This window comes from Seonamhaeicola sp. NFXS20, assembly GCF_049132085.1.
Taxonomy (GTDB): Bacteria; Bacteroidota; Bacteroidia; order Flavobacteriales; family Flavobacteriaceae; genus Seonamhaeicola.
In genome coordinates this window covers 249993-263090 of sequence record NZ_JAFMPU010000002.1, presented here as the reverse complement: position 1 = coordinate 263090, position 13098 = coordinate 249993, and the positions used below count along the sequence as shown (strand labels likewise).

The window sequence follows — 13098 nt, the reverse complement described above, 5'->3', positions numbered from 1 at the left end:
CCATACTTAAAAAGACATGCTAACATCACTTTCAATAAAAAATTACGCTTTAATTGATAATCTACAAGTAGATTTCAATAACGGATTTTCAATAATTACAGGTGAAACAGGGGCGGGAAAATCTATTTTATTAGGAGGTTTATCTTTAATACTAGGTAAACGTGCCGATTTAAGTAGTTTAAAAGATGCATCAAAAAAATGTATTATAGAGGCAGTTTTTAATGTTGAAAACTATAAATTACAAGCGCTTTTTGAAGCAGAAGATTTTGATTATGAACCACTAACTATAATTAGACGAGAAATACTTCCATCGGGTAAATCTAGAGCTTTTGTTAATGATTCACCTGTAAATTTAAGTAGTCTTCAGCTTTTAGGAGAACAGTTAATAGATGTTCATTCACAACATCAAACACTACAACTTATCAACGATACGTTTCAGTTTAAAATTATTGATGCCCTAGCTAAAAATGATATTTTACTAGGTAAATATCAAGTAGAATTAAAAGCTTATAAAAAACTTCAAAAAGAGTTAAATGAGCTATTAGTGTTTCAAGCCGAAGCAATAAAAGAGCATGATTATAATGCTTTTTTATTAAAAGAACTTGTAGATGCTAATTTGGTAGAAGGAGAGCTAGAAGCCTTAGAAGAAGAGTATGAAACACTTAATAATGTAGAAGAAATTAAAGAAAAATTATCAGAAGCATATCAATTATTTAGTGATGAAGAAATAGGCGTTTTATCAACATTAACAGCCATAAAAAATGCTTTTCAGAAGCTGGTAGGAATGTCTTCTAAATACGAAGATATTTTTAACCGTGTAAATAGCAGTTTAATTGAAATGGATGATGTTTTTACAGAAGTAAATGCATTGCAAGAAAATTTAGATGCAGACCCCAACAGACTTCAAGTAGTAGATGCTAAATTAAAAACATTAAATGATTTACTACAAAAGCACGTAGCAAGTAATATTTCAGAATTAATAGATATAAAAAACCAGCTAAAAGAAAAGGTAGCTGTTACAGAAAACCTTGATGATACTATTGCTAAAAAGCAACAAGACATTAACATTAAAACAGAAAAATTAAATACTATAGCTAAATCTATTCATAAGAACAGGATGGAAGCTATACCAAGTTTAAAAACACAATTAGAAACTATTTTGGGAGATTTAGGTATGCCAAACGCACAGTTTAATATTGATGTTTCATTGTCTGATAATTTCCTTTCTAACGGAAAAGATGAGTTATCATTTTTATTTTCAGCCAATAAAGGAGGAAATTTTAATGAACTTAAAAAAGCTGCATCTGGAGGAGAACTATCAAGAATAATGTTAGCTATAAAGTCTATTTTGTCTAAATATATTCAGTTACCAACTATTATGTTTGATGAAATTGATACAGGGGTTTCTGGAGAAATCTCAAATAAAATGGGAGACATTATGCTACAAATGAGTAAAACAATGCAGGTTTTCTCTATTACCCATTTACCCCAAATAGCAGCTAAAGGGCATTCGCACTTTAAAGTATATAAAGAAGATGTAAATAATGTTACTCAAACCAACCTCGTAAAGCTTAATCATGATGAGCGTGTTGTAGAAATTGCACAAATGTTGGGAGGGTCAGATATGTCATCGTCTGCAATTGCTCATGCAAAAGAATTGCTCAATTAAAAAAAATAAGAGTTTCAAGCTAAAGTTTAGTATTTTTGAGCTCTATTTAAACAAAAAAGGAATTAACATTTAAAATTAACTAGCCAAGATATGTCGCATAATTTATTAAAAGGAAAAAAGGGAATCATATTTGGAGCATTAGATTCTAACTCTATTGCTTGGAAAACAGCAGAACGTGTTCATGAAGAAGGCGGTGAATTTGTATTAACTAATGCACCAGTAGCCATGAGAATGGGACAAATAAATGAGCTTGCAGAAAAAACAGGTTCTCAAATTATTCCTGCCGATGCTACTTCTGAAGAAGATTTGCAAAATTTAGTTGAAAAATCTATGGAGATTTTGGGTGGAAAAATAGATTTTGTTTTACACTCTATTGGAATGTCTATAAACGTTAGAAAAGGAAGAAGTTACACAGACCAAAATTATAGTTGGACACAAAAAGGAACCGATGTTTCTGCTATGTCTTTCCATAAAGTAATGCAAACACTTTACAAAGCAGATGCTATGAATGAATGGGGAAGTATTGTAGCTTTAACATATATGGCAGCACAACGTGTGTTCCCAGACTATAACGATATGGCAGATAATAAAGCATATTTAGAAAGTGTTGCCCGTAGCTTTGGTTACTTTTTTGGACGCGATAAAAAAGTGCGTGTAAACACCATTTCACAATCTCCAACACCAACAACAGCTGGTAGTGGTGTAAAAGGTTTTGATGGATTTATTGCTTATGCCGAAAAAATGTCGCCACTTGGTAATGCAACGGCTTTAGACTGTGCAAATTATACCGTAACTTTATTTAGCGATTTAACTAAGCGTGTTACATTGCAAAACCTTTATAACGATGGCGGTTTTAGTAACATGGGCGTAAGCGATGCTGTTATGGAAACCTTTATGAACGGAGAATAATAATAAAAGTATAGCATTATAAGCCACTTTTTATGAAGTGCCCCCAAAAAGTTAGACACTATTTGGGGGTATTTTTATGAGTAGAAAAATCAAATGAAGCCTTATAATTACATTAAGACTCCATTTGATTTTAACAAGTTCACCTTATAAACATAAAAAAACCAGAGAAAGAAACTTCTCTGGCTAAATTAAATTTTATTATAAACTGTTAATTTATTTTAAAACGATTCATTTTTATTCCCCTAAAAACGGATAACGATAATCTGTAGGAGTTACAAAAGTTTCCTTAATTAATCTAGGAGATACCCAACGTAGTAAGTTTTGAGCACTTCCTGCTTTATCATTTGTACCAGAAGCTCTAGCACCACCAAAAGGTTGTTGGCCAACAACAGCGCCAGTAGGTTTATCATTTATGTAAAAATTACCAGCACTATTTTGTAAAGCTTCTGTAGCTTCTGTAATAGCGTATCTATCTTTTGCTAAAATAGCACCAGTTAAAGCATACTCACTAGTTTCATCTACTAGTTTTAAAGTTTCTGCGTAAGCATCATCTTCATAAATATAAATAGTAATTACTGGTCCAAATAACTCAGTACACATGGTTTCGTACTTTGGGTTTGTGGTAACAATTACTGTAGGTTCAATAAAATAGCCTTTACTTTTATCATAATTTCCTCCAGCAATAATTTCAGCATCTTTATCTGCTTTAGCTTGGTCTATATATTTAGCTAGTTTATCAAAAGAGCCTTCATGAATTACAGCAGTAATAAAGTTGCTCATATCTTCTGGAGAACCCATTTTAAAAGAGTTAACATCTTCTATAACATACTTTTTTACATCTGCCCATAAACTTTGTGGAATGTAAGCTCTAGATGCGGCGCTACATTTTTGTCCTTGAAACTCAAAGGCTCCACGAGCAATAGCTGTAGCTACTTGTTTTGCATTGGCCGATTTGTGAGCTACAATAAAATCTTTACCACCAGTTTCTCCAACAATTCTAGGATACGTTTTATAATTATGAATATTTGTTCCTATTTGTTTCCATAGTTCTTTAAAAATGAATGTAGAACCAGTAAAGTGTAATCCTGAAAAATCAGGACTCGCTAAAACTGTATTTGTAATCATTACAGGGTCTCCAAAAACTACATTAATAACCCCAGGAGGTACTCCAGCTTCTTCAAAAACATCCATGATTACTTTAGCAGAATATACTTGGCTATCGCTTGGTTTCCAAACAACTACATTACCCATTAAAGCCATACAAGATGGTAAGTTTCCGGCAATAGCAGTAAAATTAAATGGTGTTACAGCATAAGTAAAACCTTCTAAAGGGCGATATTCAACACGGTTCCATGCATCATTTGTGCTTTCTGGTTGTTCTGCATAAATGTCGGTCATGAACTGTACATTAAAACGCAAGAAATCTACAAACTCACAAGCAGCATCAATTTCGGCTTGGTGTATTGTTTTAGATTGAGCTATCATGGTTGCAGCGTTTATTTTTGCTCGGTATGGTCCCGCAATTAATTCGGCAGCTTTTAAAAATATAGCTGCACGCTGTTCCCAAGGTGTTTGAGACCAAGTTTTTCTGGCTTCTAAAGCAGTAGCTATTGCATCTTTAACATGAGATTGTTCTGCTAAATGATAAGTTCCAACTACATGTTTATGATCGTGTGGCGGAGACATGGTTCTGGTATTTCCAGTTTTAACGTCTTTGCCGTTTATATATAAAGGTACCTCTATTTTGCTATTAAACATGTTTTTATATGCTTGTAAAACAGCATCTCTTTCTGGAGATCCTGGAGCATAACTTTTTACAGGTTCGTTAACTGCAATTGGTACATTGAAAAAGCCTTTTCCCATAATTAGTGAGTTTTTATTAAAAAATATTCAGTGAATAGGTAGCAAATTTAAGAATATTAAAATTATTAATTAGCTGAAAAACGTATAAATTAGCGTTAATTTTTCTGCTTTATTTGTTATATAGTTTTAATTTATAATTCAAATATTTAGATTGAAAATAATTTATTGTTTTATAATTATGTAAAAAGGATTTCTTACTAATTATGAATTTTTTGTAAGTTGGTACTTTGTATATAGACTACATCATTCATGTGTACTGTAACTTTTATTCCAAAATCTAACAATGATTTTATTCTTACTTCTAACAGAGATGAAGCTCCTAATAGGATATCGTCATCTCCAAATTTTTATAAGATTCAAGGTGTAAAAACCCTTTTTCCTAAAGATAAATTATCGGGTGGAACATGGATAGGTATTAGTGAAAAAAATAGGTTAGTTTGTGTATTGAATGGTGGTTTTAAAACTCATAAACGAAAAGAAAAATACCGAAAGAGTAGAGGTATTGTGGCTCAAGATTTAATGATTGCTACTTGTATTTCTTCTTATATAAGAGCATATAATTTAGATGATATTGAACCGTTTACTATTGTAATTGTAGATTGGAATAACAATTTAAAACTTACAGAACTGGTGTGGGATGGCAATAAAAAACATACTTCTGAATTAGCCTTAGAACCTAAACTTTGGTCTTCTTCTACATTATATAATGAGAATATGAAAGCGGAGCGCCAACAATGGTTCAATGATTTTAAAGCTAACAATAATTTTAATGCATATTCTTTAATAAAATTCCATAAAGAAGGCGGAAACAAAAATTTAGATTATGGGGTTTTAATAGATCGTGGTTTTGTAAAAACAACAAGTATTACCCAAGTTGAAAAGCAAAGAGATACTGTTGTCATGTTTCATGAAAATCTTCAAAACAGTACAAATACAAGTAAAACCTTTAGTTTGCCTCAGAAAGTCAATGAATAATACAGGAATTATTTTAACCTTAGCATACCCTGAAACTATTGTTATGGTTTCAGATGAATGGTTTTCTCCCTTTTTAAGATATTTAGGTGTTGGTAAGAAAAACTATTTACGTGCAGGTCATGCTGCTTTAGTACTTATAGATAAGCAAACGGGAATTTTAGAGTATCATGATTTTGGGCGTTACATTACACCAGAACCAACAGGAAGAGTGCGTGGAAGGTACACCGATAACGAACTACATTTTCCAAAAAAAGCCAAAATTGAAAACAATGAAATTAAAAACCTTAATGAAATATTAGAGTTTTTAGCAACGCACCCAAAATTAACCCATGGTGAAGGTAAGTTAGTAGCATCGGTATGTAATGCTGTTGATTACAAAAAGGCTAGAACCCACATTACTCAAATGCAGGAAAAGCATTTTATAAGGTATGCTGCATTTATTAAAGATGCTTGTAACTGTGCGCGTTTTGTAACCGATAGTTTAATAGCTTCGGTTACTGATGAAGTGATAAAAAAACGACTCATAAAATCTAAATGGTTTACACCAAGTACCGTTGGCAATGTGCTTTTAGCAGATACCGAAAATTATGTTTATGAGGTGTTAAAAACTGGTAAAATAAGCCAGTTTACAGGGTCTCAAAAGAGTGAAAATATGCGTTGTTTTTTAGATAAACTCAAAAACCATAAAGTAAATTTAGTGGGAACTTTAAAGCCAAAGCATCATGATAAAGTTCATGAAAATGGACAATGGCTTTCTGGAATTGCTGCAGGTGCTTGGTTTGAATTACACCAAACAAAGCACAGACATAAATATCGTTTTAGGCGACTTTCACCGTATGGTAATATTGATGTAGATGCTATTTTTAAAGTAATAGACCATGGGTTTACGTATCATAAAACCTTTGAATTTGTACATCATTCTAACTGTAAATTTTTCCATGTAAAACAGCAAGAGCGTATTTTTAGATTTGATAGAATTCAATAATCATGATATTATTTTAATTAAAAATTCAACCAAATGTTGAAGTTATAAAATAAAGTTAAAATGTTTTTTTATATCTAACCGATTGTTTAGTTTTGTACTGTAATTGTAATTAAATGCCAAGAATAAAGAAATATAATGAGCAAGAAGTTATAGAAAAAGCTATGAATTTATTCTGGCGAAATGGTTATGAAACAACTTCTATGCAAATGCTAGAAAAGGAAATGGGAATAAATAAATTCTCAATCTATTCAAGTTTTGGAAGTAAAAATGGTGTATTTCTAGAAAGTTTAAAATGTTATAAACAAAAGCTTAATAAACTTTTAAACAAATTAAAAAAGTCTGAAAATGGAGTTTTAGCTATTAAACAATATTTTTACAATTTTATTGAGTTTACAAAAGAAACAGAATTTGGTAAAGGTTGTTTAGTTACCAATACAGCGAATGAAATTGGAGAAGATTCAGACCAGAAAATAAAAGATTATTTATCACAATTTACAGAAGAAGTAAAACAAGTTTTTAAAGAAATTTTAAAACAAGATAAAACAAAAGACTCAATAACTATTGAGCAACAAGCTGATTATCTAATTATATCTATGTTTGGTTTATCTTCAGCTACACGAGTATTTACTAAAAAACAGCTTAACAATTATATTGAAAACATTTTTATAAACATGTAACATTTTTTTTAACCTATAACTAACTGATTGGTTAGTTATGTAATATTTAATAATAACTAAGATTATGACAACATTAAAAGTTCACAACTTCGAAACAGCTCCAAAAGAAAGTAAAGCTCTATTAGAAAAATCTCAAAAAGCGTACGGTATGATACCTGGCTTACACGGAGTATTGGCTGGAGCACCAAAAATTTTAGAAGCTTACCAAACATTACATGAGCTATTTACACAAACATCATTTAATGAAGAAGAATTAACTGTGGTTTGGCAAACCATTAACGTAGAGCATGAATGCCATTATTGTGTACCTGCGCATACGGGTATTGCAAATATGATGAAAGTTGATAATGATATTACAGAAGCATTACGTAACAAAACTCCTCTAGAAGATGCCAAATTAGAAGCCTTAAGAACTATGGCATTAACCATTGTTAAAAATCGTGGTCATGTAACCCAAGACGATTTAAATGCATTTTATGCAGCTGGATACGGAGAGCAACATGTACTGGAAATCATTTTAGGTTTATCTCAAAAAGTAATAAGCAATTATACAAACCATATTGCCAATACACCTGTAGATGTACCTTTTCAACAATTTGCTTGGAAAGCAGAGACCGTTTAATTCTACCAAAACTGACATTGTAAAACTTGATTTACAAAAAATAGCAGATATTTTGGTTAGGTATTAACTTGAAACAATTAAAAATAATGTGCCGATGATATTCTTAATATAATTCTTTTTTGCGTTAAGGATTGAAACGGCATCCTTTTTTTGAGGAACGAGAAAAAAGATATAGTGAAAAGCCTGACCCGGAGGGTAACGCCCTAATTAATAGCAAATGGTGCACTTAATTTAAAAGTAGGAATGTCTACATTAAACTTTTTGGTAGTGGTAAAGTTTACCATTGTGTAATGCCCCTGCATAGCACCAAATGGCGAGGTTAATAAACAGCCAGATGTATAGGTGTACAATTCACCGGGTTCTAAAACGGGCTTTTTACCTATAACACCCTCGCCATCAACAATTTCTGCGTTGTTTAGAGCGTCTAGAATTTCCCAATGGCGCGATTGTAATTGTACAGAGTCTTTGCTTTGGTTTTCTATGGTAACTTTATAACCAAAAGCATACTGTATTTTATAGTTTCTATAAAATGAGCCTTCATAAGTGGTTTCTACCGAAATTTTTATGCCTTTTGTTACTTGTTGTACCATCTTAATTGTTGATATACAATATGTTTAAACAGCAAAAATAGTGTTTTTTAATAGCTACAATTAAAATAATAGTTAAAATACAGTTTTTAATTGCTAATATTAACAGAACTGGCTTCTCCTAGTCCTATAATTCTGTCGTATCTACCTCCTAAATCTCTATAATATACTAAAACTTTGTAATTGTTTTCGGTTTGGTAAAAGTTACCACTAATGGCTCCTTCATTAATAATATCGTTATCTAAGGTTACATATTTGTAGTTGTAAAAACCTTGTTTTAGTAATAAAGAACCAGTGTAAATGCCTTTTTGGGCATCATAAGTCATTTTATTACTTTCATTTAGAGTATAATTATTAAAGTTACCATAAATAAAGACCGAAGTGTTAGTATTGAAATCTGGATTGGGTTTAAATGAAAAATGTACCCAAGCATAGTCTGATTCTATACTAACATCAACATCATTTACATTAGTAATTGAATAGTTTCCGTTAATGTCTGGGTTGTAAGTGTATGGTTTAGTACTACGTTGTATGTTGGTAAATAGGTAATTATGATATAAGTCTTGTAAATCTATTCTTTGCACACCGTTACTGGCAGCTCTAATATCTTTATTTTCAAAATACAAATACTCATTACCACCCCAAAAACTAGATTCATTATCATATCTATATATAAGTTGAGTGCCAATGGTGTATTGCGGTTTTAAGCCTACAATAGCAGAGTTTAAATTATTATTTTGTACTACTAGTGTTTTTACAGTTTGCATAGGGTTATTTAACTGAATTGAACTTGGTGAAATAATTATTTCAACACGTTGTTTTTCTTGTATGTACTGGATATCTCTGGTACGTTTTATAGTAACACCAACATCTACTTTGTCTTCATAAACCATAAATTTTCTGGTAAAAACAAGTTCATCATCGTTATTAAAAATGCTTATAATATAGTTGCCAGATTTTTTTAATTGTTTAGTAAACTGATTAGGAATGGTGAGTTTATAATGAGAATAAATTTGAAGGGTGTTATATGAGTTTTGGTAATCTCTTATGCGTTGGTTGTCAAACCCACCTAAATATTCAGATTTAGCCAAAGAAGAAGGAGTCCAATCAAAATTATAATGCTGTATTTTGTAATAGAAATCTTCTTCATTGCCGTTTAAGGCATCAAATTCTAATACTAAGTATTCACCAAGTTTTAAAACAGGTAATTGTGTTTGGTCTGTATCTCCTTTAAAGTTAATGGTTTTAATATAGTCTGGTGGATTAATTTCTTTAACCTGACTATTAGCCACTTGAAGTGAGAGTGCGAGTATAAAAATTGGAATAATTTTCATGTAAATTAAATTCTGTGAGGTGTAAATATAATCAAATTTAATGCCTAAAATTTAAGTTATGTTAAAGGTTGAAAATTTCTGCATAATTTTTTGTGAAAACTGCATATTAAATTTGTACTTTTGCTGCGATTTTTAGACAACTAATTTCAATAAAAAAAAATATGTCAAACGACATTCGTATTAAAAAAGGTCTAGACATAAATCTTAAAGGTGCAGCTGAAAAAAAGTTAGACACAGCTATAGTAAGCAATTTTTGTACCATTAGACCAGAGGACTTCCACGGCGTTATTCCAAAATTGATTTTAAAAGTTGGAGCTAAAGTAAAAGCAGGTGAAGCTGTTTTTTATGATAAATCTAACGAAAATGTAAAGTTTGTTTCTCCTGTTTCTGGAGAAATAACAGAAATTGTACGTGGTGAAAAGAGGCGAATTTTAGCTATTAAAATTCAGGCAGATAAAACACAAACTTACCAAGACAATGGTAAGATTGATGTAAATTCAGCCAAAGCAGATGATGTAAAAGCGCATTTATTAGCTTCGGGGTGTTGGCCATTTGTAAAACAGCGTCCGTATGATGTTATTGCAAATCCTGACAAATCTCCTAAAGCTATTTTTGTTTCTGGGTATGCCAGTGCACCATTAGCAGCCGATTTAGATTTTACATTGCAAGGTAAAGAAGCAGAATTGCAAGCAGCAGTTACAGCCTTAGGTAAACTTACCGATGGTGCTGTTCATATTTCTGTGGGTAAAAATTCTAATTCGCCTTTGGCAACACTTAAAGGGGTTACTATTCACAAAGTGTCTGGTCCGCACCCATCAGGTAATGTAGGAACTTTAATAAACAAAGTAGACCCTATAAATAAGGGGGAGATAGTTTGGACAGTTAACGCCCAAGATTTAGTAATAATTGGAGAGTTGCTATTAACAGGAAAGTTTAACGCAGAACGTATAGTTGCTTTAGTAGGATCTGAAATTGAAGAACCTAGATATTTACTTACCAAAATTGGTAGTGAAGTATCTACTTTAATTTATGATAAAGGTATCTCTAAAGATGCTAATGCTAGAATTATTTCTGGAAACGTATTAAGTGGAAAAGAAATTAAACCAGATGGTGAACTAGATTATTACAGTAATGTTATTTCTGTGATTCCTGAAGGTGATGATTATGAATTTTTTGGTTGGACAAAACCAATCTTTAATAAAATATCTACATCCAGAGCTTTAACTTTCTCTTGGTTAAATCCTAAAAAACAATACGATTTAAATACCAATACTAACGGAGAACATAGAGCATTTGTTGTTACAGGTGCATATGAAGAGGTTTTTCCATTAGATATTTATCCATTACAAATCTTAAAAGCATGTATGTATAAAGATTTAGACGAGATGGAAGCTTTAGGGATGTACGAAGTAGCACCCGAAGATTTTGCGTTAACAGAATTTGTATGTGTGTCTAAACAACCACATCAAAAGATTATAAGAGAAGGTTTAGACTTAATGCTTAAAGAAATAGGATAATGGGCTTAAAACAAAACTTGCATAATTTTAAAGAGAAAAATAAAAATAAAAAATGGCTACCAGCATTTTCAGCTATTCATACATTTTTATTCTTACCAAATGAGACCACACACGGAGGTACTCATATAAAAGCTGCCGATGATTTAAAACGTACCATGAATACAGTAATTATGGCCATGGTACCATGTTTAATATTTGGTATGTTTAACGCTGGTTATCAACATTATTTAGCAATTGGAGATATAGAAGCAGTTTCTGCTGGGTTTTTAAGTGCTGAATTCTGGACACTAGATAACTTCTTAGTAGGATTAGTTAAAATCCTACCTTTAGTAGTAGTGTCTTATGGTGTTGGATTAGGAATTGAATTCCTTTTTGCAATTATAAAGAAACATGAAGTAGAAGAAGGTTACTTAGTTACAGGTATGTTAGTACCATTAATTGTGCCTATAGATATTCCACTTTGGATGTTAGCAGTAGCAGTTGCTTTTGGTGTTGTTATTGGTAAAGAAGTATTTGGAGGTACAGGAATGAACATTTTAAACCCTGCCTTAACCATAAGAGCATTTTTATTCTTTGCATATCCTACTTGGATGAGTGGAGATAAAGTTTGGGTACATGAAGCGGTAGAAAGAGCAGGAACTCCAGATGCTATTTCAGGAGAAACTATTTTAGGTACTTTAGCACAAAACAATGACGTTGGTTATAGTGTTATGGATATGTTTCTAGGATTTATACCAGGTTCTGTTGGTGAAACATCAACCTTACTAATACTGTTAGGAGGTTTATTTTTAATCTTCACTAAAATAGGTAGTTGGAGAATCATGCTATCATCTTGTTTAGGTGCTATAGCTATGGGGTTAATCTTCAATTGGGTTGTAGACGCTGGTGTTATAACAGAAAGCAGTAAGTTTTATGGGTTAATGAGTACAACTTGGTGGCATCACTTATTAATTGGTGGTTTTGCTTTTGGTACGGTGTTTATGGCTACAGACCCTGTTACAGCCTCACAAACAAATAAAGGAAAATGGATTTATGGTTTCTTAGTTGGCTTTATTTCAATTATGATTCGTGTATTCAACCCTGCATACCCAGAAGGCGTTATGTTAGCAATACTATTAATGAATGTATTTGCACCAACTATTGATCATTACGTAGTTCAAGGAAATGTTAAGAAAAGAATGAAACGTTTAAAAGCAAAAATGGCATAACCATGGAAAATAGAACAGATAAAAATTCATACACTATACTATTTGCTATTGGTATGGTATTAATAGTTGGGTCTTTATTAGCTTTTACAGCATCTTCATTAAAACCCACAATTAAAGAAAATCAACGTATAGAAAAACAACAAAATATTCTATACGCTATGGGTGTAAATGAAAATGATGAGAGTAGTGCAGTTTTTGTTTCTACTTCTGAAGCATCGGATTTGTTTAAGAAATATATTAAGAAACAATTGGTCATTGAAGGAGATAAAGTAAGTGAAGATGATGAAGCTTATTTAATTGATGTAAAAAAAGAACAAGCAAAAGCAAATGAAGGTAAAGTTAGACGCTTGCCATTATTTGAAGGTGAGAAAGATGGAAAAACATTCTACATAGCTCCAATTAGAGGAAAAGGGCTTTGGGATGCTATTTGGGCATATGTTGCTATGGATGAGAATATGATAGTACAAGGAGCCTTTTTTGATCATGCAGGAGAAACACCTGGATTAGGAGCTAATATTAAAGAACGTTTCTTTATGGATGATTTTATAGGAGAGCACCTATTAGATGCATCAGGTAATTTTAAAGGTATAGATGTGGCTAAAGGAAATGCAGACCCTAAAAATACCGATAAAACAGATAATGAAGTTGACGCTATTGCAGGAGCAACAATTACAGGAAATGGTGTTTCTGCAATGATAAAAAGCGATTTAAAGCTTTACGTACCTTTCTTCAAAAACTTAAAAAATAATTAA

12 protein-coding genes are annotated in these 13098 nt (G+C 31.7%); 9 read left to right on the top strand and 3 right to left on the bottom strand.

Features of this window, described 5'->3' with window-relative positions:
- Nucleotides 1-16: 16 nt before the first annotated feature.
- Both recN and J1D01_RS04350 read left to right on the top strand, forming a co-directional pair.
- Nucleotides 17-1669 carry a DNA repair protein RecN gene (recN, locus tag J1D01_RS04355; protein WP_421149959.1) on the top strand — a complete coding sequence of 551 codons (1653 nt, stop codon included), beginning with the start codon at nucleotides 17-19 and terminating at the stop codon, nucleotides 1667-1669.
- Between the two features lie 90 nt (nucleotides 1670-1759).
- Nucleotides 1760-2578, top strand: a complete 819-nt coding sequence (locus tag J1D01_RS04350; protein WP_372937739.1) for an enoyl-ACP reductase FabI — start codon at nucleotides 1760-1762, stop codon at nucleotides 2576-2578.
- A 234-nt stretch (nucleotides 2579-2812) separates the two neighbouring features.
- On the opposite strand, the gene pruA is transcribed toward J1D01_RS04350, so the two are convergent.
- Complete coding sequence (gene pruA, locus J1D01_RS04345; RefSeq protein ID WP_372937738.1) at nucleotides 2813-4441, bottom strand: L-glutamate gamma-semialdehyde dehydrogenase; 1629 nt, start codon at nucleotides 4439-4441, stop codon at nucleotides 2813-2815.
- A gap of 249 nt (nucleotides 4442-4690) precedes the next feature.
- Here pruA and J1D01_RS04340 point away from each other — a divergent pair, with 249 nt between their 5' ends.
- The 4 genes from J1D01_RS04340 (at nucleotide 4691) to J1D01_RS04325 (ending at nucleotide 7700) form a co-directional block, all read left to right on the top strand.
- Nucleotides 4691-5416 (top strand): NRDE family protein, encoded by a 726-nt coding sequence (locus J1D01_RS04340; protein WP_421149958.1) that lies wholly within the window; start codon nucleotides 4691-4693, stop codon nucleotides 5414-5416.
- Nucleotides 5409-6401, top strand: a complete 993-nt coding sequence (locus J1D01_RS04335) for a DUF6695 family protein (protein WP_421149957.1) — start codon at nucleotides 5409-5411, stop codon at nucleotides 6399-6401. Before J1D01_RS04340 ends, J1D01_RS04335 begins: the two co-directional genes overlap by 8 nt.
- Nucleotides 6402-6514: 113 nt before the next feature.
- Nucleotides 6515-7078, top strand: a complete 564-nt coding sequence (locus J1D01_RS04330) for a TetR/AcrR family transcriptional regulator (protein WP_372937735.1) — start codon at nucleotides 6515-6517, stop codon at nucleotides 7076-7078.
- A 64-nt stretch (nucleotides 7079-7142) separates the two neighbouring features.
- Complete coding sequence (locus tag J1D01_RS04325) at nucleotides 7143-7700, top strand: carboxymuconolactone decarboxylase family protein (RefSeq protein ID WP_421149956.1); 558 nt, start codon at nucleotides 7143-7145, stop codon at nucleotides 7698-7700.
- A 203-nt stretch (nucleotides 7701-7903) separates the two neighbouring features.
- Here the strand turns inward: J1D01_RS04325 and apaG are convergent, their stop codons facing one another.
- Both apaG and J1D01_RS04315 read right to left on the bottom strand, forming a co-directional pair.
- Entirely contained in the window at nucleotides 7904-8290 is a 387-nt protein-coding gene (gene apaG, locus J1D01_RS04320) for a Co2+/Mg2+ efflux protein ApaG (RefSeq protein ID WP_421149955.1), read from the bottom strand.
- A gap of 86 nt (nucleotides 8291-8376) precedes the next feature.
- Nucleotides 8377-9621 (bottom strand): DUF5103 domain-containing protein, encoded by a 1245-nt coding sequence (locus tag J1D01_RS04315; RefSeq protein ID WP_372938086.1) that lies wholly within the window; start codon nucleotides 9619-9621, stop codon nucleotides 8377-8379.
- 161 nt (nucleotides 9622-9782) lie between these two features.
- Between J1D01_RS04315 and J1D01_RS04310 the strand changes: the two genes are divergently transcribed.
- From J1D01_RS04310 to J1D01_RS04300, 3 genes are read left to right on the top strand one after another with little or no spacing between them, the layout of a single operon-like run.
- On the top strand, nucleotides 9783-11138 hold the full coding sequence (locus J1D01_RS04310; protein WP_372938087.1) for a Na(+)-translocating NADH-quinone reductase subunit A: 1356 nt from the start codon (nucleotides 9783-9785) through the stop codon (nucleotides 11136-11138).
- Entirely contained in the window at nucleotides 11138-12346 is a 1209-nt protein-coding gene (locus J1D01_RS04305) for an NADH:ubiquinone reductase (Na(+)-transporting) subunit B (RefSeq protein WP_421149954.1), read from the top strand. Before J1D01_RS04310 ends, J1D01_RS04305 begins: the two co-directional genes overlap by 1 nt.
- Before the next feature lie 2 nt (nucleotides 12347-12348).
- Nucleotides 12349-13098: a Na(+)-translocating NADH-quinone reductase subunit C gene (locus J1D01_RS04300; RefSeq protein WP_372938089.1), complete on the top strand. Its 750-nt coding sequence runs from the start codon at nucleotides 12349-12351 to the stop codon at nucleotides 13096-13098.